Here is a 25,349-nt window from a genome sequence, read left to right on the forward strand (position 1 = left end):
GTCTAGCAAAAGTGTTATCAGAAGCATATCGAGCTTGATAAACGTCATTGATGCTATTTCTTTTAAGCTCACGATAGATCGTACTAGGATGTCTTTTAATAAGTTCAGCAAATTTTCTGGCTGAAAAGCCTTCTTTTCTTGACTCAAGCATTAATGCAGTACGATCTTCAAAGTTAAGATGATGGTATGACAATTTTATATACTCCATAAACCCTTTAAATTAATTAGGTGGTTTATGTCGCACTTCAAGTTTTACTCTGCCGTGATTTATTTTGGTATGTCAGCTCAGCCTTTTGTTTAATACTCGGCGCTTTATATGCCACAGGCGTATATTTAATTTGAAATGAATATATTCTAGGTGAACTAGAGTGAATAATTTTAAAAAATAAAAGGGAGCTGCGCTCCCTTTTTTACTTATTTAGTCCAGCCATATTTTTTGAAAATACTATTGCCTTGCTGTGAAGATAGAAACTCTACAAAACGTTTAGCGTCGGCATCTTTTAAACTATGTTTAGTCAAGGCTACACCTGTGTCGCGATAGACAACTAGCTCCGGTTCGATGGGAATAATTTGTCCAACATTTGGGTTACTAACTCCCCAAATATTAAAGACTAACCAAGCATCATAGCTGCTATTTTCTTCCCAGTTTTTCTTGGCAATCCCTGTGTTGGCTGCATAGGTAACAATATTCTTTCGAAAAGCTTTTGTTAATTGGATATTTCCGGTTCTGCCAGCAATATCTTCCCACATACCGACTTGACCTGCACCATGTGTAACTAAAACCTTAACACCAGATTTAGCTAGGTCTTTAAATCCTTTAATATTTTTAGGATTTCCTTTGCGTACTAAAATGGCTGCGGGGCGTAAATATAAAGGTTCTACCGAGTCTTTTATAATTTGTTCAGAAAAAGCATTTTCAAAATCAGACATCATGGCTTCGGAGCCACTATAGATAACATCTGCATCTAGTTTCACTTTTTCAGACCATTGAGCAGTAGGTCCAGAAGTCACATGAACTGCTATGCCCGTTTTATTGGTGAATTGTTTGGCTGCTTCTTTCATAGCGGGTGCTGGGCCACCCGGACCATATACTTGTACGTCTGCAAAGCTATGGATGGATAGAGAACCGAGAATAAGAAAAATCAGGTAGGGTATAAATTTTTGTTTTGGCATTTTAATCGCTATCGTAATTAAGAAAATATCAGCATATATTTTTTATTATTGAAATTGGATTAATTTTTGCAACGATATTTATAATACATTCCTTTAAAATATATTTAATGAGATTTTAAGAGACTATATAAATGTAAATTATTTTGAGTTGAATATAAATATAGAAGATTCTATGGTAATTTATATTTTATAAATTAATTATTTAATTAGATGTAATTTAAATAATAGAGGAGTAATCCCTTGATTAGAAAAAGTAATTCTTTTTTAAAAATTTTATTCAGCAGTATTTGTTTGGCATCTGGTTCTGCTATGGCTGCTCCAATTACAGATTTGGGTAAGCAAATTGTGAGCGAAAAACCGGGTTCAATATTGTCGCTAGAACAGCAAGCTGTGACGGATTTGTTTCCTCATGCAAATCAGCGCTTATTAGTAAATTATCGTAGTCGAGGTATTCAGGGCGAACCTATTGTTGCATCGGCTTTTATTTTATTACCAAAAGGAACGCCACCCAAAAATGGCTGGCCGATACTTGCTTGGGCGCATGGTACGACTGGAGTTGCTGATACTTGTGCACCTTCGGGCGACTATGTGGGTGGACCAGTTCACTCATATCAAGAAGTTGCTTCCAAAGCTTTAGATGGTTGGCTTGCACGTGGCTATGCAGTTGTCGCACCTGACTATCAAGGCTTAGGCACATTAGGTGCACATCCCTATATGAATGCAAAAAGCCAACTGCATACAGTGGTTGATGCAGTGCGTGCATTACATATGCTTAAGCCCAAGAGCTTTAATAAACAGTGGTTGGTGATGGGGCATAGTCAAGGCGGGGCTGCTGCTATTACAGTGGCGGCTTATGGTCAAAAAGATGCTCCCGAACTAGATTTAAAAGGGGCAATCGCTCTTGCGCCAGGCGGTTATCAATATGAAGGCATTGCAGAATATGTGAAAACTAATCCGAACCCAGAACCTAGTGTGGCTGCTTTTTTCCCAATTGTTTTATTGGGAGCACAAGCAGCAGAACCAAGCATTGTTCCTGAAAACTTAGTCAGTCCAGAAATGAATACGGTGCTAACTCAAGCACGTAGCCGCTGTTTATCTGAACTTCAATCTGATTTGAAGAAGTCTCCTTCTAGCATATTTCGCCCTAATGCAGATTTAAAACCTCTTTTGGCTTATTTAAAACAGCAGTCTATTGAAAATATGGTGCCTACCGTACCGTTAATGATTGTTCAGGGTTCTAAAGATCATTTAGTCGACCCTAGAGGGACATCTGCTTATTACCAACAGCTATGTAAATTAAAAAAACCAACTATTTATCAAACGATTGATGGTGGCGATCATCGTGATGCACTGCGTCAAAGTAATACTTTTGCCACTCACTTTTTAAATGTCATAGAAAAAAACCAGACAAAATCGTATTGCTCTAATTTTAAGTAAATTGGTTTAAATAATACAAAAAAGCCGACTTTTCATGAGTCGGCTTTTTAAATGTGAGAGGGCAACTTTAGGTCATGTTATATAGTCTTTCTTTCGGAAAAACTGCGGTAAATGTTGATCCTTCGTTTTCTTTAGACTGCACATCTAAATAAGCGCCGTGTTGCATCAGCACATGTTTTACAATCGCTAAGCCTAAACCTGTACCACCTGTTTGACGACTACGGTCGCTGTCCACACGATAGAAGCGTTCGGTCAGTCGCGGTAAATGTTTAGGGTTAATTCCGATGCCCGTGTCTTGCACACTAAAGTAAGCATGTTCACCATCATCATGCCAACCGATGGTAATGGTTCCGCCTTTTGGTGTGTACTTGATGGCATTCGTAATTAAGTTACTAAACGCGCTGGCAATTTCCATGTCGGAACCAATCAGGTCGCAGTGGCTATCAATATGTAAATTGAGCGTGTGTCCATAATCGGCATTATAGGCCTGAGCATCATCAAACAGTTGATTCATTAAGCTCGGCATTTCAATAATCTGGTTTTTTGCGATTTTCTTGTTATTTTCTAAATTTGATAACAACAGTAAATCATTGACCAAAGCATTCATACGCTTGGTTTGTGATTGCATCTGATCAAATGCACGTTTCCAGCGTGGGCTAATATCTTCCTGATCGGTAAATGTCTCGATATAACCACTCAGTACGGTTAATGGGGTACGAAGTTCATGTGAAATATTATCGACAAAGTCTTTACGCATTTGCTCAAGGTTATGCATACGAGTCACGTCGTAAGCCACTAATAAACGACTTTCTCCACCAAATCTTGTGAGCTTAACCTGCACATAGCGGTCATCATCAAAGTTGGAATGCAGCTTAATCCCGTCGGGTGCCTGATCAATATTGTTAAAATATTCAATAAAAGTAGGCTGACGTAAAATGGTTAATAAGTTGCGGCCACGGTCGAGAGGACTGATTCCTAACAAACGTTCGGCAGCAGGGTTCCACCACTCGATTTGATGTTGGTCATCAATGAGTACAACCGCTTCAGCAAGAGCAACTAATGAAGACTGAGCTCGGTCAATTAAACCGACCATTTCGGCCTGAACAATTCGTTCCTGACGCTGAGCACGGTAAACATTAAATAATAATGCCCCCCAAATCCCGTTAAGGTTTGGAGGAACGTCATAAGGTTTATTGGCAATCCAGTCATTGACCAGATATAAAGAACGCAACTGGAGTGTAAAAAACACCACGAAGGCGATAAAAATACAGCTCCAGAAATACCCAATACCGAAACCGACTAAACCGGCAATAATTAGAAAAAATAATAAAAGCCGTAAATCTTGTTTGGCAAACGTCCATAAACTACTGTAGCGAGAAAGCTTTTGTTCACGTACCTGTTCAGGGACGGGGTAGGGTTCATACATAAATCTTGGTTAACCTGCGGCTAAATCTGCACGTGTTGAGAAACGGTAGCCAGTTCCACGTACAGTCTGAACAAATCGGTCAACACCAAAAGGTTCTAACACTTTACGTAAACGACGGATATGCACATCGATAGTGCGGTCTTCAATATATACATTACCGCCCCATACCTGATCGAGCAACTGGGCACGCGTATATGCACGTTCTGGATGGGTCATAAAAAACGCAAGTAAGCGATATTCAGTTGGGCCCATATCTAAAATGCTGTTGCCAAAGCTAACACGTTGGCTTACAGGATCAAGAATTAAACCATTGGCATCAATAGTTTTTTCACCACTTAATGCATTCGCGCGGCGCAGAACTGCCTTAATACGTGAAACCAGTTCACGTGTTGAGAAAGGCTTTGTCATGTAATCATCTGCACCCGCATCAAGACCTTGTACTTTATGGTCTTCTTCTCCCCGAGCGGTCAGCATAATCACTGGAATTTCTGCTAGGTTCTCATCGCGTTTTAAGCGGCGACATAAATCGACACCACTTACGCCTCCAGGTAACATCCAATCAAGCAAGATAAGCGCCGGACGTTGGTCGACGATAATTTGATGAGCTTGTTTGGCATCTTCTGCCTGTAAACACTGAAAGCCTGCCATGTCCAAAGAAGTATGGATCATTTCACGAATAGGAAGCTCATCATCGACAATTAAAATATAGTCATCTTTCACAACGCAATATCCTATAGATTTAACGGTGAACCGTTTTGTAGTTATGACAGGCTTATTACAAAGATTAATTATGACAATTTCATTGCAGAAAAGTCTATAAAAATGAATTTAGCAATAATTTGTGACAAAACTAAGGCAAAGGTATGACCAAATTATGACATCTCAGCCTCAAACTTTCTAAAATCATTCAATAGGTTATCACCTTAATTGCTTCGCTATTTTTTCACATTTTTAGCTGTCAAAAAACTTTAATATTATTTTGAAACTTGAGCTAATAAAGATAAGAAAACGATACGGCATGCAGTTAAAACCTGCTCAAGAGACTGCTCAAACCCTCCCATCACCCATCGAATCGCAATTTGTGTGACATATCCATTCAAACCCGTTGCGATTAAAGAGAGCTCATTTTCATGGTGCTGAATTTGGGGCATGGTCAGCATAACAAAGGCCTGAATCATGCGATCAAATTGCGCAAGTGTTTCTTGAATGGTGGCTTGATTATGTAATTCTTGTACCAGAACAGCATCGACATAGACAATACGAGCTAATCTCGGGTCATCTTTTAATGTCGTCAGCAGTGCTCTTAAACCCGCATCGACCATTTTTTCTGGATCGGGAGCAGCTTTAATTACGGCTTGCATCAGATTTTGCTGTAATTCTTCAATCATTTTTAAAAAGATGGTTTGAAATAAATCTTCACTCTTTTTAAATGATTCATAAAAATAACGTTCGGTGAGTTTTGCCTCTTGGCAGACATCTTTTACCGTCACTGAAAAAAAACCAAGGGTTCCATAGGTTGCAATACCCGCTTCAATCAGCTTTTCACGGCGTGCCTCTTTACGTTCAGATAGAGATAACCCTTTGAACTGACGTTCTTTACTCACACTTTTTGTTTTCTTTTTACTGGTTGAGTCGTTAGTCGCCATAAATAAATTGTTTCCTAAAGAATGGTTTCCTAATTTATAGGTTTTAGCCAAATATGCTCACTATGATAAAGCCCTCAGCAGAATTGTGCCATTCTATCTGAAATTACAGTGTACTATATTGACAATGTGTATTGTCAAAATTATATTAAAGGTGTCTAAAGTGCACATGCAATGAACCGATTGTGCAAATCGAAAAACAAAGGATGGACAATGAAAAATTTTAAAAACAAAGTCGCTGCAATTACGGGCGCGGGTTCTGGCATTGGGCAACAGTTAGCAATTCTTTTGGCAAAACAGGGCTGCCATCTTTCGTTGAGTGATATTAATGAAAAAGGATTACAACAAACTGTCGAGCTTTTAAAGCCGTACAGCAATATTACTGTTACCACCAAAAAGCTTGATGTGTCTGACCGTGAAGCGGTAAAGCAGTGGGCGCAAGAAACAGTACAAGATCACGGCTCTGTTAACCTGATTTTTAACAATGCTGGTGTTGCGTTAGGTTCGACTGTCGAAGGCGCGACCTACGAAGATTTAGAGTGGATTGTTGGGATTAACTTCTGGGGTGTCGTATACGGTACTAAAGAATTTTTACCGTTCATTAAGCAAACTCAAGATGGGCACATTATTAACATCTCTAGCTTATTTGGTCTGACTGCTCAACCGACTCAATCCGGTTATAACGCAACTAAATTTGCTGTGCGTGGCTTTACCGAATCGTTACGCCAAGAGTTGGATATTGAAAAAAGTGGCGTGAGTTCTTTGTGCGTACATCCGGGGGGAATTCGTACCAATATTGCTAAAGCTGCAAAAATGAGTGATAGCTTGAGTAGTTTAGGTATGGACCCAGCTAAATCGATTCAAAACTTTGATAAGTTTCTACGTACTCCACCAGAAGAAGCGGCTCGTCAAATCTTGGATGCCGTTTTGAAAAATAAACGCCGTTTATTGATTGGTAGTGATGCAAAATTTCTTGATGCATTGCAGCGTTTGTTCCCAACAGGATATCAACGTGCTTCAACTGTTGTGACCAAATGGATGAAATAAGATTTAAATTAAAAAAAGCCATCAAATGATGGCTTTTTTTATGTGGCTTGGATGGTTCTAAATAAGAACTTTGATCGTCTTTTTCTTCCAGATAAATTGATAATACAAGCCTTGAATAATACATAAACTCACAAATGCCAAGGCATAGGCAACCCAAATGCCTTTAAGTCCCCACATTGAGCTAAACCAGTAAGCGCATGGAATTTCAATAAATAAAATGGCAGAGATATTAATCAGCATTGGAACAGTCACGGTGCCGCTCGCACGCATGATAGAGGCAAAAATGGCACCTGCGCCAAAGAATAAAATCGCCCAAAGTACAATAAATAAAAGCTGTTGACCTAACACCACCACAGTTGGGTCGGTAATAAACAAAGCCATTAAATATTTTGAAAATAGATAACCAAGTGCAATTAAGGCACCTGTAAATAAAAAGTTCATTCCCAGAGCCGTACGGGTTACTCGCGCTAATAGATCTGATTTACCCGCACCAATCGCTTGCGCTGCAAAAATTGAGGCTGCTATGGAGATCGAAATCGCTGGAAACTGAATGTAGTTGAGTACCTGATTCACTGCACCATACGCTGCTGTAGCATGTGAACCATAATGGTTAACCAACCCAACAATAACTAAACCCGCCATTGAGGTCGTAATCATTTGAATACCCGTTGGGACGCCTAAGCGTAAAATAATTTTGCTTAGTTCTGGATTATGACGGATATGTTGCAGAAGTTGACGATTCGGCCGAAGTGAATGATTTTTCTTGTTAAGATAAATCGCGAGAAAAATTAATATTGCGATATAACTAATAATTGATGCTATAGCAGGAGCAATAATCCCTAGGGCAGGAAAGCCAAAATAACCTTTGAGAAGAATTGGTGTAATAATTACACCGATGACACTGGTTAAAGCTAGAGCCAGTAAAGGGGTCGTACTGTCTCCCACACCACGTAAAATTGAGGTATAGATAATATAAACGAACAGAAGTGGACTACCCGCCAACATCCATTGTACATAAGGCAAAGCAAGATGCATTACCTTGGGGTCTGTACCTAAAAGCTCCAAAATATCATGGGCGAAAAACACACCAAGAATCGCGGTAATAATTCCACCAATGATGGTCATAAACAGGGTAGAACCGACCACACTTTGGACTTTCTCTATATTTTGCGCACCCCATGCTTGCCCTACTAAAACAGTAGTACCCGTTGAAATCCCAATAATAAAAGCGAGTAGCAAAAATAAGATAGGGAAATATACAGAAACTGCCGCAATTGCATCTACTCCCATCATTTGACCAACAAAGATGGTGTTAATAGTTCCCGACAAGTTCTGCAAAATATTGGTTGCAATCAAGGGTAGCAAGAAAACAAAAAATGTTTTCCATAGATTTTGCTGTTGAATTAAGGACTGTCTTGGTGGCATGTATTCTCCATCGCCCATCTCTTTGTTGAGTTGGGCGGATATTCAACTTAGCATATTTGGAGTGAATGACTTGTAGTATTTTTACAGTGCTAAGTGGCTAAATTTATTAACATTGATTCAGAATTTCTCCTGCTTTTTGCAGAGTCTCATCATTTTTAGCAAAGCAGAATCGAATCAAGCGTAAAGACTCAGGCGCTTGCTGGTAGAAAACCGAAACTGGAATTGCCACAATCTTGTGTTGCTCGGCAAGAAACTGGCACATTTCCACATCGTTTAAGTCGGGACGAATTTGACTATAATCAAGATTTTGGAAATAAGTACTTTGAGAAGGTTTAAGTAAAAAACGACTATTGAGAATTGCCTGATTAAATCGATCTCTTTTCGTTTGGTAAAACTGAGAAAGCTCTTGAATATGTTCTGGATGTTGCTCCATATATTGCGCTAGAGCAATCTGACAAGGGGTCGTACCACAGAAATTCGCATATTGATAAATCTGGCGGAATAAACGCATCAGCTCAGGTGAAGCGACGCAGTAACCCGTTTTCCATCCCGTCACATGAAAGGTTTTTCCAAAAGAACCAATCACAAAACTACGCTCTCTGAGCTCTGGAAAATGCAATGCGCTAAAGTGTTGTTGACCATCAAAAACTAAGTGTTCATAGACCTCATCGGATAAAACCAGAATATTTTTATCTTGAATCAGTTCAATGAGTTCTAACCAGTCTTGTTTTGCCCAGATCGTACCGGTTGGATTATGGGGCGTATTCACCACAATCATACGGGTTTTGTCATTAATCAAATCTTTAACTTGTTGCCAGTTCACCTTAAAGTCAGGTGCTTGCAGGGCAATATGAACCGCTTTGCCGCCTGCTAACTCGACAGAAGGGCCATAGCTATCATAACTTGGGTCAAAAATAATGACTTCATCACCTGCATTGATGCAGGCTTGTATGGCACAAAAAATTGCAATGGTTGCGCCAGGAGTAATCGTGATTTGAGTGACAGGGTCAAGTTGAAGTTGATCACGCTGCTGAAATTGTAAAGCGAGTTGCTCCCGTAAACCGAGAATACCATCGCCAGGCGGGTACTGATTATGTCCAGCTAAAGTCGCTTGAGATAAGGCTTCAAGTAAGGCTTGTGGCGCCGGAAAATCTGGAAATCCTTGTGACAGGTTGAGTGCACCTAGACGATGTGCCAGTGCCGTCATGGTACTAAAAATAGTCACGCCTTGAGTGGCCAATTTTGACTGTAGCTGAAGCATATTGTTCTCTTATTAAAAATATTTAAAGTTATAAAATTGACTCAAACACTGCCCGAATTACACCAAGTGTCAAACCAATAAATGCACCCACTACAACACCATTTACTCGGATCATGTGCAAGTCGCCACCGACTTCATTTTCAATTTTCCCGATCATTTCACGTGAATCCCATTCATGAATGCGTTCACTCACATAGCGTATGATTTTATGGCTATATTGATCCGTAAAATTCATGGCAAGTCCTGTCATTTCTTTGTTGAGAACTTCACGTACTTTTACATTTTGAACGAGATTTTCACCCAACTGCTGAATCGCAGCTCGCAGGTTCATTGCAATGCCAGAGTCTTCTTTCATTAAATCTTCTTTAATGGCATCACACAAAATAGTGACAGCACCACTAATAAAATTTAGAACTTGAGGACTATCAAGGAGAGCATCTTTACCGCTGTTAAGGCGTTGACTGGCAACACTATCGGGTTTCGCTAGCTCTAGCATGAGTGAATGTGCAATTGTTTCAATTTCTTGTCGCCATGGGTGTTCATGGTCGGCCAGCATTGATTCTACTTTTTCAACCAATGAGTCGATTGTACGTTGTTGAACATCAATTCCAATCCAGCTTGCGCCTCTTGCAAGTGACCAGACACCCAGTGCTTTAAACATTTTTCGGGTTAATTCACAGGTTTTATCTGGGTTTTGTACCACCCACTCATGGGCAATATCTAGACCACGTTGTAAAACATCTTGGTGGAAATCATTTTCCAAGACTGCACGTAGCATTTCACTGGCGAGTTTGTTGACTTGGGTATTACGTACCCATTGCACACTGTTGTTTTGCACGAAATTAGCAATTTGCTCTTGGCTCACAAATTCAAAAATTTTCGGTACAGTTTGCTGAATGAGTTGTACCACTTGCGTATTGTTTTGCGGACTTGCCAACCATTGACCGATTGCGAGGCTTAAGTCTGTTTTTTCTAGGCTTTTTTCGACTATTTGAGGCGAAAGAAAATTTTCCTGTACAAAACGGCCCATTGACTCGGCAATGCGTGCCTTGTTACGCGGAATAATCTCGGTATGGTCCCGTAAAAACTTAGGAATCGGTAACTTACCAAAAGGGTTCCGAAACAGAACTGTAATCGCGTACCAATCGGCTAGACCGCCAACTACACCTGCTTCGGCCCCTAGCATCAAAATATGAATAAAACCTGTGTACTCTGGCAGAAAACGGTCGGCTACCATCAGTGCAATCCACAGCACAACGACGATGATCAGCGCTAGGGTAGCAAAATATTTACTACGTTTAAGACTGGGCACGTGGTGAACTTCTTCTGCCATGCTCATAAATTTATCCTATTCATTTTTGTTTTACTGGAGGCTCGGGTGGTGGCAACAGCGCTCCTGTCGGACTCAATCCATATTTTTGTCCGATTGATTTCAAGATCAAGGTTGCATCAAAAGCGTCTTGAGGAGCTTGCTTTTGATCCCGATAACATTCAATAGTATACGACACTTGAACAGGGTCGATATTGACCACTTGTGGGAAATCATAGAACGGATCATGCCAGAAACCCGGATAGCGACGACCATAGCCATAAGGATAAAAGCTTGGAGCAGATGGATAAACCACAGCCTGACGTGGTGGTTTCTGACTTTGGTTACTTGGGTCATTCAGTACTTTAAAAAAGCGGAAACCTTTTTGTACGGTCGTTTGCGCTGATTTTACCAAAGTGATTTCTTCAGCTGCACCGTAACTCATATTCGGATCGGCTTGAAAACTAATACGAAACGTTTGCGCATTTAAAGGGTATGCGGAAAACTGACCAAGTTGATCAAAGGTTTTTGGTTTACTTGGAGTCGTTGCACAAGCAGTTAAGGTTAAGGCAGTGCCTAAGGCTAAACAAAGAGAGAGATATTTCATGGTGAACTCCCAGCTGAGCATTAAAACAAAGATGACTCAGCATTAAAAATTAAGAAGCTTTAAAAACTACTGTTCGGTTCTAATAAAAATTCGGTTTCCTCTGGAGTAGAAACACGTCCGAGAATGGTATTGCGATGAGGATAGCGTCCAAAGCGATCAATAATGACTTTATGCTTTTTCTCAAAGCTTAAGTTAATTTCATTGCCAAGACGTTGAAATAGTTTCAAGGCAAATTCATGGATCAATTTTGATTCACTATGCATAAACGGCATATATAAAAAAGAGCGTTGCTCTGGATTAAGCTGTGCATCGAGTTGCAAACTAATTGCTTCTTGTGCCAAAGCTAATGCCAAGCTGTCATAGGCAAAAGATTGGGGCTGATCACGATAGATGTTGCGAGAAAACTGGTCTAGTACAATAATCTCTGCCAAACGACCTTCTGCTGTTTTTCGCCAAGACCAGAGTTCTGCTTGAGTTGCCTGTCGATGAACATCAGAAAAATTTTCACGGATTTTTTTGTCAAAATCATCACTTTTTGCAAACCAAAGTGAACGGTGTTCAGGAGAAAACCAGAAGTTTAAAATGTCTTGTTCGTTCATGATATTGACAACTCTTTAGCAATTATTCTTCAATAAAATCACAATTCTTTCGTGTCTTAAATAACAAGATTGTGATAAAAATTGCCAAACTGGAATGATGTGATTATATAAGTAACCGTATCATCTCACGATTTTGTATATAGTGATCTTTAATAAGCGAGCAAATGCATGAGTCAACCCACTACACCATCTCAATCAGTTATTCCTGCTTGGGTGGATTCGTCGCTACTACAAGGCATGTTACGTGGAATAGAGCGTGAAAGCCTACGTATGCAAAGTAATGGGTTCTTATCACAAGAGTTACATCCGAAGGCACTAGGTTCGGCGTTAACACATCCAAAAATTACGACTGATTATTCAGAAGCGTTGATGGAGTTTATTACTTCACCTAAGGCAACCATTGAAGAAGCTCTGCACGAGCTCACCGATATTCATGCGGTTGTGCATCATCATTTAGAAAATGGTGAAAAACTCTGGCCGCTGTCTATGCCATGTATGTTAGACGACAATGAAGAACGCATTCGTCTAGCGCAGTACGGCACCTCTAATATTGGTCGTTTTAAAACACTATATCGCCGTGGGTTAGGAATTCGATATGGTCGTCGTATGCAGACCATTTCAGGGGTGCATTACAACTTATCTTTCCCAGATACACTTTTTGCTGAGCTACAAGCTCATGAAACTGACGAACAATTAAAATCATTAAGTTTGCAGGATTACCGTAGCCATCGTTATTTTGGCCTTATTCGTAATTTTATTCGTTTAACACCATTGGTCATGTTCTTGGTGGGCGCGAGTCCAACAGTATGTCGTTGTTTCTTGACCGGACACAAACATCATTTGTTGCCTTTAATCAAAGGTTCATACTATTTACCGTATGCTACAGCACTCCGTATGGGACGATTGGGCTATCAAAACTCAGCCCAAAAAAGCTTAGGTATTCATTACAACAATTTGTCTGGCTATCTGGATGGTTTACAAAAAGCCGTTCATTCTCCTTACCCACCATTTAGCCGTTTAGGGTTAAATGATGCATCTGGTGAGCCGTTGCAAATTAATGATCATGTTTTGCAGATTGAGAATGAATATTACAGTCTAGTACGTCCAAAACAGGTGCCTCAAGCAGGTGAAACACCGTCTCAAGCTTTAAAAAATCGAGGCGTGGGCTATGTGGAGTTACGTGCTGTAGATGTAAATCCATACTCGGCAATTGGCGTTGATGAAACGACAGCAGGCTTTCTTGAAGTGTTAGCACTTTATTGTTTGTTAAGTGATAGCCCAGACTTGTTATGTTCTGAGCAAGACTTGGTTGAGAAAAATCAAACAGAGGTGGTCAACCGAGGTCGAGCGCCAAACGCAACCATTACAGATTTAACTGGGTCGTATCACATCGAAGATTGGGCACGTTTATATATTGCAAAAATGCAAGATTGTGCACAGCTACTCGATCAGACCTATGCAACGGACTTGTATGGTTCAGCTTTGGCTGTCATGCAAGCACGAATTGATGAAGTTGATGAAACTTTATCTGCCCATGTCATTGATGATACGTTAAAGCATGGTGGAACTTGGAGTTTTGGTAGCCACATGGCTCAGTTACATACTGAAAGTTATGAACAGCATGAGCTTAGTGTGGAAACTTTGAAACATTTTGAACAGTTGGCTGCGCAATCTTTACAGCAGCAAGAAAAACTTGAGCAAGATACCAAGATCAGTTTTGATCAATATCTTGAACAATATCGATAATAAAACGAGGTTTTACATGCGATTAAGTTACCGTTTGGTGAGTGGACTACTTGTTTTAGCAAGTATAGTCGGCATGTCTTTTGCGTTGTATCTGGAACATGTAAAAGGTTTAGAGCCATGTCCGCTCTGTATTTTTCAACGTGTTGGCTTAATGGCAATGGGCCTTGTAGCACTCATAGCCTTTTTGCATAACCCAGTTTCAAATGCGGTTAAACGTTTTTATGCATTTTTAGCAGGCATTGCAATTTTATGGTCAGTGGGTGTGGCAGGACGTCATGTCTGGTTGCAACATTTACCACCAGATCAAGTACCAAGCTGTGGCCCGGGTTTAAACTATTTAATTGATGCCTTACCAATGAAAACAGTTTTACAAGAAGTATTGTCGGGTTCAGGTGAATGTGCAGCAATTGATTGGACCTTTTTAGGTCAATCTTTACCAGTTTGGTCATTGGTCTATTTCCTCTTACTATTACTGGTCTGTTTATGGCAGTTATTCCGTTTTTATCCAGTATTTAAGACAACCAAAAAAAGAGCTTAAAGCTCTTTAAAAAAGCCCAACACTATGTTGGGCTTTTTATTGCTTGGGAATAGGTCAAAATATAAAAAAACGAATTAAAAAAAAGCATAATCATGTAGACAGATAGTTCTGTTTTTTATAAAGTGCAGCCGTTTATATATCCTTATGATTATAAAAAAATGCTTTTTAATATCTTTAATGTTTTGGAAAAAATAGGGTTAAGTGCGCAGAAACGTGCCGTCCATGTGCAATTTTCTAATGAACTACTCAATAGCCAAGTTTTTTTACAACGTATAGAAGGCCAACATCAGCTAAATGGGGGATTGGACGCTGAGTTGATCTGCCTTTCAACGAGTGCCCAAATTGCATTGAAGCAGTTTATAGGTGTGCAAGTTGCCGTTGATCAGGTCACTGATTCTGGACAATTATTTCGAACTACAGGAATTGTGACAGAAGCGAGTTATGGCCAGAGTGACGGTGCTTTAACGCTTTATAAATTGACCTTAAAAGACGCGACAAACTTATGGCACAAGCGCCGTAATAGTCGTGTTTTTATGAATAAAAGCATTATTGAAGTCACTGAAGTTTTATTTAAAGAATGGCAAGAAAGAAGTCCACTTTTTGCGACAAGTTTAAGTCTCGACCTTAGTGGGTTAAGTCAGAGTTATGATATTCGCCCATTTATCATGCAGCACAATGAATCTGATTATGACTTTCTTACACGCTTATGGCGAAGTGAATGCGTTAGTTGGCTCATTGATGAAGCAGAGCTTTTTGTTCCTCACTTTACTGCACCTATACAACCTCAAAAACTAAGACTCATTGATGACAATAGCCAGTACCAAGCTTTAGCACGTCGCAGCATTCGCTATCACAGAAGTAGTGCAACAGAATATCAAGATAGCATTACAGGTTTTGTTGCGGTGCGGTCTTTACAGCCGACTGCTGTACATGTGCAGCGTTGGCAACCCGATGCTCTGGCAAACGAAGAAGGTGTAGGTTCAGTTATTACTACACACCTACATTCAGAGCAGTTTGATTCAGCGAGTTTAAGCCTTGAACAAGCATGGCATATGAGTCCAGCTTGGATGCAAGATTTAAAAGGGGAAGATCAGGCCACAGCTTCAAGTAGTAATCAGCTAGAGAAATTGAATCAGCAATTTACGGATATGTACGCGAGTCGGGCCAAATACTTTAAGGCCTATAGTAGTGTCCGTGATAGCCAAGTTGGTTATTGGTTTAATCTACAGGAGCATCCTGAAATTGATCAGCATGAAGGGGCTGATCAAGAGTTCCTGATTATTGCTAAAAACTTCTATAATCAAAATAACTTACCAAAAGATTTACATCAGCAAGTGAGCCAGTTGTTAACCCAAAGTCGTTGGGATAAACATGGTTATGATGATATTGAGCGCCAAGGTAATGAGCTGACCCTAATACGCCGTCAGATCAAGACGGCACCTGAATATAATCCAGAACAGCATCGCCCGATTGCTTACCCGCAAAGAGCCAAAGTCGTGGGGCCAGAGGGAGAAACTATCCATGTTGATGAATGGGGGCGCATTAAGGTGCGTTTTCTATTCACCCGTAGTGATGATCATGGCCATGACGGTGGCGCGGGTAGCAATGACAATGATACCGACTCAGCTTGGGTGGATGTACTGACTTCTTGGGCAGGCGAGGGCTATGGAGCACGTTTCTTGCCACGTATTGGTGAAGTGGTAGTCATTGACTTCTTTGATGGCAATATTGATCGTCCATTTGTGACTGGGCGCATCCATGAAGCGCAACGCTCACCAACCAAGTTCGATGTGAAAGGGCAGCTTCCTGATACTAAAAAACTGAGCGGAATTCGCAGTCAGGAAGTCAGTGGTAGTGGTTTTAACCAATTACGCTTTGATGACACAACGGGGCAAATTAGTACCCAATTACAAAGTAGCCATGCAGCGACACAGCTGAATTTGGGTAATTTAAGCCATCCGAAAGAACAAGCGACGAGTCAGGGTCGTGGAGAGGGCTTTGAGCTTAGAACAGATGCTTGGGGAGCTGTGCGTGCAGGTAAAGGCATGCTCATCAGTACCTATGCACAAGAGCAAGCGATTGCAGACCATCTAGAGGCTGCACAAGCACAATCCTTACTTTCACAAGGTTATGAAAGCATGAAAATGCTCAGTGAAGTTGCAGCAAAGCAACAGACTGATGCTTTGAACGTGATTAATCGCTTACCCAAGTTCATCCAGTCACTTGAGCTAAAAACTACAGGACAGGCATTAGATAGTACGGTGAACCTATTTAAAGAAGGGATTAATAACGATCCTATTCACGCTTTAAAAGACTGTGGTGGCTTTATTCAAGATATTGGTGCGCTAGGGGGAAATGCAAAAGGCGTTGTAGACGAATTTAATTCTTTTTTTAGCGATGCCAAAGATGCGGTAGAAAACTTAAAAGCATTTATTGAAAATGTTGAAGAGCATGGTGCTGACATCGTTAAAGGAAAACTTGCCAGTATTAAAGACCGCATTCATAAAAATCCATTTGAAAGTATTCAAGAGGTCGGAAAAGTCTTAGCGAATGTCGAGACTAAAGACTTTGACATGATGAGTGTATGTGGAACGTTTAGTAAAGGCAGTAAATTGGAAGTATCACCTTCTAAAGCATTAAGTTCTTTGCAAGGCTTTATGGAAGGTTATACCCAAGGTTTAGAAAGTAGTTCCGATACTAAACAGCAAGAACAAGGCAAAATTTTTAGACAGGCCTTGATGTTATTAGCATCGCCAAATGGCATTGCATTGACGACACCTGAAAATATCATTTTGCAAGCTTCGCAAGATATTGCAGAAAGTGCTAGTGGCTCAATTAACTTAAGTGCACAGAAAAATATCATTGGGCATGCGCAAGACAAGATCAGTTTGTTTGCCGCGCAAAAGGGTTTGCGTGCTTATGCAGCAAAAGGAAAGCTCGAACTACAAGCACAAGACGATGCCATTGAAGCAATTGCCAAGAAGGTCATCAAGCTCATTTCTACTGAAGAAAAAATCGAGCTTACCAGTCCAAAAGAAATTGTATTAACGGCAGGTGGATCTCAGCTCAAAATTAATGCAGATGGCGTATTTTCAACAACAGGTGGCAAGTTTGAAAGTAAAGCTGGGCAGCATTTGTTTACGAGTGGAGCTAAGGTTTCTTATGAGGTTCCACAGCTTCCAAATACTGCTATGTATAGTAATAAGTTAGATGTTTATGATTTATTTTGGGAGAGCGATTTTAGTCAGTTTACATATAAAGCTTTTATTCAAGAAACAAATTCATTTATCTCAGGAGCCTTAGATGAACATGGGCGAACTGGGAAAATTACAAAAGAAGACCCGTTTAATATAAAAGTTTTAGTTGGAAAAGAGCAAGAGCTGTGGGATGTAATTGTTGATGAATGGGATAATGAGGATTTTCTTTTAGGAGTAAAAAATAATGAAAAATAAGTGTTTAGTAACCTTTATTTTATTAGACTTACTAGGGCATCCCATTAAAAATGCTAAATATCAAATAAAAAATGGTAATAATCTCATTGCTGAAGGATTAACAAATTCTAAAGGAGCGATTGTTGATATAAGTAGAGATAAAGGAGTTGTACTTGATGTTTATTTCCAAAATATTTTAAATCAGATGCAACTTATCAGCAGAGTTTGTCTTGAAAAAAGTCATGCTATCGTCAAGTTATATAGTCCATCAGTTTTAATAAAAACTCAGCTGAGAGAGAAAGGGAAAACTGGTCAATATAGTAGAAAAACATATAAAGTGAAAAAGGGTGATACTTTATTAAAAATTTCAAAAGATATGAATTGTAAAATTGAAGAAATTCAAAGAATAAATAAAATTAATGATGCAAATAAGATTTCGGAAGGACAAATACTAAAGCTACCTTTAAACAAAGGAAATAATGGAGAACCAAAGAAAATAAATAATAGTTCTAATATTAATAATGGAGTCGCTAAAAAGGATAATCATGATGATAAAGATGACCATTGGTTTGGTACATTAGCGAAAGCTCCGGATTGGATGCCAGATATTAGTGCAGATAAGATCTATAATCATATTAAAGATCAGATTCTTAATAGTACTGCACCAGAATTAAAAAATATGAATGCTGAAAGTCAAGATACTGGAAATCCAAAACAGAATATATCTAATTATAAACCAAGTATTATTTTCCCTTTTAAAGTAAAACCTATCAATGATATTGGTGGAGAACTATCAAATTATTATTGGGGAGCTAAACTCAATGATACTAATGCTTCAATGGCAATCTTTGGAAGAAATAGAAGTGGTAATAGAAAGCATGCGGGAAGAGATTTATATAGTAATTGTAAACCTGTTAGCAAAGCAGAAAGTGGCTTTGAAGTAGTTGCTATAGCACCCGGTAAAGTAATAGCTTCGCAAGGATTCTATCTACAAACTAATCAAGTAAGTATTAGGCATAAAACTGATGATGGTAGAGAGTTTGTAATTAGGTATGGTGAATTAGATCCAAAATCAATAACATTAAAAGTGGGGGATCCCGTTAAGCAAGGCCAAATATTAGGCAAAACAGGTGTAATGAAAAATAAGAATGGACCAGCTGCTATACCTATTGCTGGAAAAACAGCACATAATGTTTCAATGCTACATTTTGAATATTTTACAGGCAATGGTTTTTCATTAGATGATGCGTCAAATCTTACAATAAAAGAACATGGACTTTATTCGAGACGTGATGATATAGCTGATCCTTTAGCAATATTGTTAGAAGGATATAGAAATAGTTTTGATTTACAGTTGCCTCAAACTACTTCTCAGAAATCAATTGGAAATAGAATACCTATAAGCAATTTAACAACAAGTGCAAATGCAAGATTATTTGTTCAAGAATGGGAAGGAAAATATTTAACTCCTGATGGGCAAGGAACATACTATTACGATGATTCTAAAGGATATTGTACAGTTGGATGGGGACATCTCGTAGGTCAATCATCATGTAAAGCTTTAGGTAAAAAAGCTTTAAAAGATTTTATCTCAATATCTCAGGCTAAAACTTATTTTGAAGAAGATGTTTTGAAACATGAAGCTTATGTCAAAAAAGCTATTAAAGTTCCTCTATATCAATATGAATTTGATGCTTTAGTATCGTTAGCATTCAATATCGGGAATATTGCTAGTAAAGCCCCAAATTTATGTAAGCTTATTAATGAAAGTAATTATAAAGATGGGCCTAAAGAAATGTTAGATATAAATAAAATAACTGTAAATGGGAAAAAAGTTCCAGATCTCGGTTTGACGAAAAGGCGTAATAGTGAATATCAATTGTTTATTAAAGGAACGTACGATGCAAGGCATTAATCTTAATTTTTTTAGTGTGCTATTAGTCTTTAGTTTGAGTGCCTGCTCAAATGCTGCAGATTATAAGCCACAACATTTAGATGAGAAAACAGTATATAAAAATAGTGAGCATGATCTGAATAATACATATTCTGATGTAAAAAGCTATATTAGTGATAATAAAAACGAAGTTAAGTATCTTATTGATACTCAACGTTCTTGGTTGAGAAATAGAAATTTAAAATGTAATTTTAATGGGAAAGAAGCAAATAATGAAAATTATAAATGTCTGAGTGATTTTAATAACTCTAAAATTAAAGATTTAAGAATATCATACCTAGACTTTGATAGTTTAGAAGGGAACTTAATAAAGCCATTTAATTATAAAGATGGTGTTATAAAAGAATTAGAAGTAGGCGGGTGTTATTGTAGTGAAAGTACAATTAAGATTTTAAAAAATAAGATTTATATATATCAAGCTTGTGATCAAAAATTAAATGAACCACGTATATATAATATTGTTGGTAAGAAAAAAGATGAATTTTCTGTAGAGTATCAAATTGATACTAATAATAATAAAGTCCCAGAGTTTAATTTGGTGTTTGTAACTAATGGAAAAAATGTTTGGAATATTGTTCCTAAGGTTTTTAGAAAAGAAGACTTATTAAATTTAAATTTTAAAATTGGCTATACAACTGATACGAATTTAAAAAACAAGAAAATTGATTGTAATGATTATGAGGAATAATTCTAAATTATTAAAACTTTGATTGTATTTGATAATAGTAATATTATCTAAAAAATAATATTACTATTTTATTAAAATTCAAAATGGAACTTATCCTAAATGAAGGAAAACTTAAGTTTGTAATTTTTACTGTTTTTATGATTGGTCCTGTAGGAGCTTCATATACTGACTTTGGTTTTATTCAAGATAAGGATGGATATGTTAATGTGCGAGAAAGTTCAAGTTTAAATTCTAAAATTACATCCAAATTAAATAATAATGAAGTTGTTTCATGTGTGATGGATGAAGAAGCGAATAATTTTTGTTTAGTTAATGCAAGCAATGGTGTATCTGGATTTGTTTATAAAAATAGAATAAATAATTTTACTGGTTACACTTCTATAAAGTTATCGCAATATTCTATAGAAAAGGTTGTTTTTAGTGATAAAAAACTAATAGTAGAAGTATATGCAAAAAATACTATTTTAGATCCTAAATTTTGTAAAGGAGAGTATAAGTATTTTAATGGTAATATATTCTTTGGTACTGATGGTAGTCTACCTGAAAATAATTTTTTATAACTTGATAAAATTATTGTTAAAGAAACAGATAACAGAATAGAAATCAGTAGAACTGAACTCGAGCAATATTCCTTCCCTAAAAATGGTATAGATGGTGATAAGAACGAGCTTGCTGATTTTTAAAATATATTACTTAAATAATAATATTTTTATTTTAAATACTTTTAATAATGGTGGTGCAGCAGCTTACAATATCATTTTAAATGTAAAGAATGGGAAATTAGTTTCTAATAAGGATTGGAAAGTTGATTTTTGATAAAATTCAAATAGTAAAGTCATGAGCGGCTATAAATATTAATTTCATTAGTGATGCGAGAAAATAAAAGTGATTTATAAAAAATTAGTTTTTGTATGTTTAGTAGGTTTAAGCTTATCTACTATTCATATTCAATATGTAATTGAAGGAGCTTATGCAAATTCTTTTGAAATACAGAAAGTAAATAATAATCAATCCATTGAATCTGCTGAAAAAATTAGAAAAATAAAAAAGGGTTTAGATAATAAAATTTATTTATTATTAGATTCTGATGAGGGCTGTATAGTAAGTGAAAAACCTCTTAATAAGAATATAGTAATTATCTATAAAGATGACGAAAAATTTAAATATGATATTGTGAATCCAATATTGAAAAAAGATAGTAGTGATTGTGTTTCAGAATTAGCTTTTGTTACAGATGAGCCTAATTATTTTTATAATATTAATAAAAGAAGTAAGGAGTTAGTTCATGGTTATGGTTTTGAATTAAATAAGGATCAGATTCTATATAAAAATAATAAAATTAGAGGAATTGATTTGATAGGGGATGGAATTCCTAATATTATGGCTGAATGTTTTTCAAGTGAAGGTGCGCATTTTAATATTTTGGGAGGGCGTAATAATGAAGAAAAATTGTTACATCGTTATACTTACCTAGATATGAACTTACAAGCCTCATGTACTGAAAATGAAAAAATATATAGTAAAGGTTTGTTGGATTTGAAAAATAAATATAGAGAAAATTAATGAAAAGTATCTGATAATATTTACAATAAAGGAAAATTTAATAAAGATAGTATAGACACTTTTAGTAATAAAAGTGCCTATATTATCGTTATTTAGTCGTTAGAAAGCTTATTTAAACAATACTCATATCATAACTTTAAAACCAATTTAATAGCTTTAAGTTTTTGATTTTAATATTTTTAATTTTGTTGTTGTCACTATTAATTAAGTAGGGCTTTTGGCGCCCATCAAAATAGGTAAGTCATCCTCAATATCATCACTGTATGTTGCAAACCAAGGTTGTTTAATATCAAGCTTATTCAATCTTCTTACTTTTTCTTCAGACCTGCAATGTATCCCACTTATCCATCCTCCCAGCTTGTTTTGTAGAGGAGTACCAATAATTCGTACATCTAGATTGATAGAATCGAGTAAAACATTCGCTAACTTTTCTGGTGCAGCCGTAGCAATAAACACAATTCTTCTATTGGCTAAATGATCTTTAACTTCGTTTATACCTTGCTCAAACCAATATAATGAATTGAAAGAATTGTTTTTGATATTCTTAGAGAAATTCTTAAAGCTGTATTCTAATTTTTCTTCGTTCAAGCCATACGTTGCAATCCATAAATACAATGAAGCACCTTTAGATTTATATTTCTTAAATTTCATAAGAGGCAAAGCGATGGGCGTAACAATAAGTGCAGCGATAAATCTAAAAATATTGGATTTTAATTTATCTGTTAGCCATGCCTTTGTAGAGTCACCCGATAGTAATGTCCCATCCAAGTCAAAAACAACAATTTCTTTCATATATTTCTCTATATTTGGTAATAGTGATAAGAATTAATTTTCAAAAATTATTTTTAAGGGTTGATTTATAAAATAATAAAATATTTTATTATATTGTCATATGATTATAATAGTTTAACTTGATTGTTTATAAATTAATTAAATGAAAAAATTTTGTTTATTATTGCTGGCTTTTTCGGTTAACACATTTGCAAATACAGATAAGTGGAATGGTACTTATCATTATTATAGTTCAGAAGAACTACCAGGTGGAAATGTTGTGACAATAGAATTTATTTTAACACTAACACCCAAAAAGTGTGAGTATTCTATTGCTGGCTTTCAGGTTGATAAATCTTATATATGCAAAGTGAAAGAGAAAAATAACGAGCTATATTTCTTTAAAGTTCAAAGTGGTGAAAAGTTAGGAAAAGTGATCTTTAAGAAAGGAAAATATTATCTTTATTCCGATGAAGTTTTAGATAGTAAAGACAACTTATTTTTTAAAGATAAACAATAGTTATAGAGCTCTTTTTAAAATATTTTAGATTCTATAAAAAAGCCCAACATAAGTTGGCTTTTTTTACGTCTCTACAATTCCTTCTAAATCTTCGAGCTTATAGTTCGGCATATCAATAATATGGGTTTGAATACCCTCTTGAACGTAATCATTAGCATGAGGATATAACCAGCGAGTGATCTGTTCGGCAACACTCGAGTGATACTGAATTTCAAAATGATTTAAACCATAAAACACGGCTTTATGTGAGTCTGGAACTTTAAGCTGAAAACGTGGATTAGGGTGTTCGCCTAGCGCGCTTTTTACACTCACTAAGTAGTCGCCAATTACGGTCAACGCTTTATTGCGGACCTTTTCAAATTCTAAGGTCCCTGCCACTAAAAAGGTGTTGATATGGGAAGGTAACGGAGCAGGGGCGCGGTTATCATCCATCATACCAATACGGGCATCCATATGTTCCCAATCATCATCACGAACGCTACCGTGGCGTAGGTCTAAAATACCATTACTACGAATATTAACCAGTTGACCGAGTAAACCCACAAAAGGGAATGCCCCAAGTTTATCTTGTATAGCAAAGCCAAAGCGCTCAAGTACTGCACCATGGTGTGGGGAACCAATACAGACAAGGTTCTCGACCATATGAATCCATTGATACATATTTTGTTTGCCATAAAATAAAGCACTACGAGATACTAGTCCGCCCATACTATGGCCAATGATATCAATACTGGTAATCCTTGGATTACGTTGTACCAAATCTTCTAATAAGTTTGAAAAACTGCGCCCATTGGCTGAAATGCGTCGGCCTGTATTGTAATTTAAATACAACATGGTGTTATGGTCACGCTGCGCTAACAGGCGCTCACCAATGCCGCCATAGTGTGCATTTGACCAAGTCAGATGATTCATACACAAACCATGAGCTAAAATCACTATGCGGCCTGCAAGTTCCCCTTGCTGTATTGCACCGTAGTGATCGTATAGCACCATAGGTAAGGCGAGGGGACTATGCTGTTTAAGTAGATAATCTCCAAAAATCCCATTCAAAATGCCGACTAAAAAATGAAGGCTTGGGGTGAGCGGTTTTTCGTGAAGTGTGGGATATTTTTCAATAATATGACGTAAGCTTGGCGCTAAAAAACAACTACCGTATTTTTGTAAAGCGCCATAAGAAAACTGATATGCCTTTTGTACAAATGGTCGTTTTTGAAAGTTTTTAGCATTTTGTGTACTCACACCAAAAGCATTTTTTAATACTTCAATATTAATAACTTGAATTAATTCATGTACACCATTTAAGCTGGTACTGAACAGTTGAGCTAAACCTTCTAATACGTCTGCCTGACTAGGTGGCGTACGATCCCATTTACAATAAGTTTCATGTAGTGGTGTTAAGCTCGGCATATCTTTTCCCCATATACGTTATAACCGACGTTTTAAGCTGTACTTTTTATCAACGGCAGCTAACGTTTCCATCTTAGTAGTTTAAATAACACATGTTTTTAAAATACTGATGAATGGTTAGTTGAGTGGTTTTTCTTGTCTGACAATAGTGTTTTTATATACAAACTGAGAACAAAAATGTGAGTTTATTCTCAATTTAGAGGGAAAATATATGAATATTATCTACCTCCATGGCTTTAATAGTAGCTCTCTTTCAATTAAAGGGCTGAGCCTTAAGCAGTATTGTAGCGAATTGGGCATAAATGTGCATTTGCCAGACTTAAATAGATCTCCTGATCTAGTGGTTGAGCAAGTTTCAGAGCTGATAGAGTCTTTACAAGATGTAGCCTTAGTCGGTAGTAGCCTTGGCGGGTTTTTTGCGACATATTTTGTCGCGAAATATAATGTTCCAGCTGTACTGATTAACCCTGCTATGCAACCATGGAAGCTGTTTGATGAGTTATTTCAAGTTGAAAGTATGCCCTATGTGGTGAATGATCAATGGTCAATTGACCATATTCAGTTACGGCAGTTACAACAACTGGAACTGAATCAACCTGAAAATGCCGACAAAATACTCGTCTTATTACAACAAGGCGACGAAATTTTGGATTATCGTCAAGCACAACGCTATTATAGTGCTGCAACGCCATCCTCATTGATTTTGACGGATGCTCATGGCAATCATGCTATGGAAGATTTTGAAGAAAAATTACCGTTAGTGATCGAATTCTTTGCGCACACCATCAAATAAGGAAAACGTAC

The 25,349-nt window shown here is 37.3% G+C and carries 21 protein-coding genes and 2 pseudogenes; 11 read left to right on the top strand and 12 right to left on the bottom strand.

Features of this window, described 5'->3' with window-relative positions; translation table 11 throughout:
• Together HMPREF0013_RS19235 and HMPREF0013_RS19240 are read right to left on the bottom strand one after the other, a co-directional pair.
• The coding region (locus HMPREF0013_RS19235) for a helix-turn-helix domain-containing protein (protein ID WP_240490963.1) at positions 1-151 on the bottom strand (151 nt) is incomplete at its 3' end.
• Positions 152-414: 263 nt separating this feature from the next.
• Positions 415-1,173: an AcfC family putative adhesin gene (locus HMPREF0013_RS19240; protein WP_005804382.1), complete on the bottom strand. Its 759-nt coding sequence runs from the start codon at positions 1,171-1,173 to the stop codon at positions 415-417.
• 240 nt (positions 1,174-1,413) lie between these two features.
• Here HMPREF0013_RS19240 and HMPREF0013_RS19245 point away from each other — a divergent pair, with 240 nt between their 5' ends.
• On the top strand, positions 1,414-2,610 hold the full coding sequence (locus tag HMPREF0013_RS19245) for an alpha/beta fold hydrolase (RefSeq protein WP_005804384.1): 1,197 nt from the start codon (positions 1,414-1,416) through the stop codon (positions 2,608-2,610).
• Between the two features lie 67 nt (positions 2,611-2,677).
• Here the strand turns inward: HMPREF0013_RS19245 and phoR are convergent, their stop codons facing one another.
• The 3 genes from phoR to HMPREF0013_RS19260 form a co-directional block, all read right to left on the bottom strand.
• Positions 2,678-4,036 carry a phosphate regulon sensor histidine kinase PhoR gene (phoR, locus tag HMPREF0013_RS19250; protein WP_002121907.1) on the bottom strand — a complete coding sequence of 453 codons (1,359 nt, stop codon included), beginning with the start codon at positions 4,034-4,036 and terminating at the stop codon, positions 2,678-2,680.
• A gap of 9 nt (positions 4,037-4,045) precedes the next feature.
• Positions 4,046-4,756: a phosphate regulon transcriptional regulator PhoB gene (gene phoB, locus HMPREF0013_RS19255; protein ID WP_000650776.1), complete on the bottom strand. Its 711-nt coding sequence runs from the start codon at positions 4,754-4,756 to the stop codon at positions 4,046-4,048.
• Positions 4,757-5,010: 254 nt separating this feature from the next.
• Positions 5,011-5,682, bottom strand: a complete 672-nt coding sequence (locus HMPREF0013_RS19260) for a TetR/AcrR family transcriptional regulator (RefSeq protein WP_000224580.1) — start codon at positions 5,680-5,682, stop codon at positions 5,011-5,013.
• Between the two features lie 210 nt (positions 5,683-5,892).
• Here HMPREF0013_RS19260 and HMPREF0013_RS19265 point away from each other — a divergent pair, with 210 nt between their 5' ends.
• Positions 5,893-6,726 carry an SDR family NAD(P)-dependent oxidoreductase gene (locus HMPREF0013_RS19265; RefSeq protein ID WP_000787760.1) on the top strand — a complete coding sequence of 278 codons (834 nt, stop codon included), beginning with the start codon at positions 5,893-5,895 and terminating at the stop codon, positions 6,724-6,726.
• A 57-nt stretch (positions 6,727-6,783) separates the two neighbouring features.
• On the opposite strand, the gene HMPREF0013_RS19270 is transcribed toward HMPREF0013_RS19265, so the two are convergent.
• The 5 genes from HMPREF0013_RS19270 to HMPREF0013_RS19290 form a co-directional block, all read right to left on the bottom strand.
• On the bottom strand, positions 6,784-8,151 hold the full coding sequence (locus tag HMPREF0013_RS19270; RefSeq protein WP_017387596.1) for an MATE family efflux transporter: 1,368 nt from the start codon (positions 8,149-8,151) through the stop codon (positions 6,784-6,786).
• Positions 8,152-8,257: 106 nt separating this feature from the next.
• Positions 8,258-9,412 carry a pyridoxal phosphate-dependent aminotransferase gene (locus tag HMPREF0013_RS19275; protein WP_005804388.1) on the bottom strand — a complete coding sequence of 385 codons (1,155 nt, stop codon included), beginning with the start codon at positions 9,410-9,412 and terminating at the stop codon, positions 8,258-8,260.
• A gap of 28 nt (positions 9,413-9,440) precedes the next feature.
• Complete coding sequence (locus tag HMPREF0013_RS19280; protein ID WP_005804389.1) at positions 9,441-10,751, bottom strand: DUF445 domain-containing protein; 1,311 nt, start codon at positions 10,749-10,751, stop codon at positions 9,441-9,443.
• A gap of 13 nt (positions 10,752-10,764) precedes the next feature.
• Positions 10,765-11,328, bottom strand: a complete 564-nt coding sequence (locus tag HMPREF0013_RS19285) for a CC0125/CC1285 family lipoprotein (protein WP_002122008.1) — start codon at positions 11,326-11,328, stop codon at positions 10,765-10,767.
• A 59-nt stretch (positions 11,329-11,387) separates the two neighbouring features.
• A complete protein-coding gene (locus HMPREF0013_RS19290; RefSeq protein WP_002121850.1) occupies positions 11,388-11,927 on the bottom strand; it encodes a DUF924 family protein in 540 nt (179 codons plus the stop codon).
• A gap of 168 nt (positions 11,928-12,095) precedes the next feature.
• Between HMPREF0013_RS19290 and gshA the strand changes: the two genes are divergently transcribed.
• The 7 genes and pseudogenes from gshA to HMPREF0013_RS24725 all read left to right on the top strand — a co-directional run bounded on the left by gshA (position 12,096) and on the right by HMPREF0013_RS24725 (position 21,847).
• Positions 12,096-13,673, top strand: a complete 1,578-nt coding sequence (gene gshA, locus HMPREF0013_RS19295; protein ID WP_005804391.1) for a glutamate--cysteine ligase — start codon at positions 12,096-12,098, stop codon at positions 13,671-13,673.
• Positions 13,674-13,689: 16 nt separating this feature from the next.
• A complete protein-coding gene (locus HMPREF0013_RS19300) occupies positions 13,690-14,211 on the top strand; it encodes a disulfide bond formation protein B (protein ID WP_002121896.1) in 522 nt (173 codons plus the stop codon).
• A gap of 158 nt (positions 14,212-14,369) precedes the next feature.
• A complete protein-coding gene (locus HMPREF0013_RS19305; protein ID WP_005804393.1) occupies positions 14,370-17,663 on the top strand; it encodes a type VI secretion system Vgr family protein in 3,294 nt (1,097 codons plus the stop codon).
• Positions 17,653-19,557, top strand: coding sequence for a glycoside hydrolase family protein (locus HMPREF0013_RS19310; RefSeq protein WP_005804395.1), 1,905 nt, complete (start codon positions 17,653-17,655; stop codon positions 19,555-19,557). Before HMPREF0013_RS19305 ends, HMPREF0013_RS19310 begins: the two co-directional genes overlap by 11 nt.
• Positions 19,544-20,284 carry a lysozyme inhibitor LprI family protein gene (locus HMPREF0013_RS19315; RefSeq protein WP_025464159.1) on the top strand — a complete coding sequence of 247 codons (741 nt, stop codon included), beginning with the start codon at positions 19,544-19,546 and terminating at the stop codon, positions 20,282-20,284. Before HMPREF0013_RS19310 ends, HMPREF0013_RS19315 begins: the two co-directional genes overlap by 14 nt.
• An 83-nt stretch (positions 20,285-20,367) precedes the next feature.
• Positions 20,368-21,100 (top strand): annotated as a pseudogene (locus tag HMPREF0013_RS19320) (SH3 domain-containing protein).
• A gap of 69 nt (positions 21,101-21,169) precedes the next feature.
• Entirely contained in the window at positions 21,170-21,847 is a 678-nt protein-coding gene (locus HMPREF0013_RS24725) for a hypothetical protein (protein WP_005804397.1), read from the top strand.
• 136 nt (positions 21,848-21,983) lie between these two features.
• Here the strand turns inward: HMPREF0013_RS24725 and HMPREF0013_RS19325 are convergent.
• A pseudogene (locus HMPREF0013_RS19325) lies at positions 21,984-22,639 on the bottom strand (haloacid dehalogenase-like hydrolase).
• A 142-nt stretch (positions 22,640-22,781) separates the two neighbouring features.
• On the opposite strand from HMPREF0013_RS19325, the gene HMPREF0013_RS19330 reads away from it, so the two are divergent.
• Positions 22,782-23,138 (top strand): DUF5991 domain-containing protein, encoded by a 357-nt coding sequence (locus tag HMPREF0013_RS19330; RefSeq protein ID WP_005804399.1) that lies wholly within the window; start codon positions 22,782-22,784, stop codon positions 23,136-23,138.
• Between the two features lie 63 nt (positions 23,139-23,201).
• Here HMPREF0013_RS19330 and HMPREF0013_RS19335 read toward each other — a convergent pair whose 3' ends face one another.
• The gene (locus HMPREF0013_RS19335) at positions 23,202-24,545 is read right to left on the bottom strand and encodes a hypothetical protein (RefSeq protein WP_005804400.1); all 1,344 of its coding nucleotides are present in this window, start codon (positions 24,543-24,545) and stop codon (positions 23,202-23,204) included.
• 211 nt (positions 24,546-24,756) lie between these two features.
• Here HMPREF0013_RS19335 and HMPREF0013_RS19340 point away from each other — a divergent pair, with 211 nt between their 5' ends.
• The gene (locus HMPREF0013_RS19340; protein ID WP_005804401.1) at positions 24,757-25,338 is read left to right on the top strand and encodes a YqiA/YcfP family alpha/beta fold hydrolase; all 582 of its coding nucleotides are present in this window, start codon (positions 24,757-24,759) and stop codon (positions 25,336-25,338) included.
• The last annotated feature ends 11 nt before the right edge of the window (positions 25,339-25,349 follow it).

It is taken from the genome of Acinetobacter sp. SH024, from assembly GCF_000163635.1.
GTDB classification, from domain to species: domain Bacteria; phylum Pseudomonadota; class Gammaproteobacteria; order Pseudomonadales; family Moraxellaceae; genus Acinetobacter; species Acinetobacter pittii.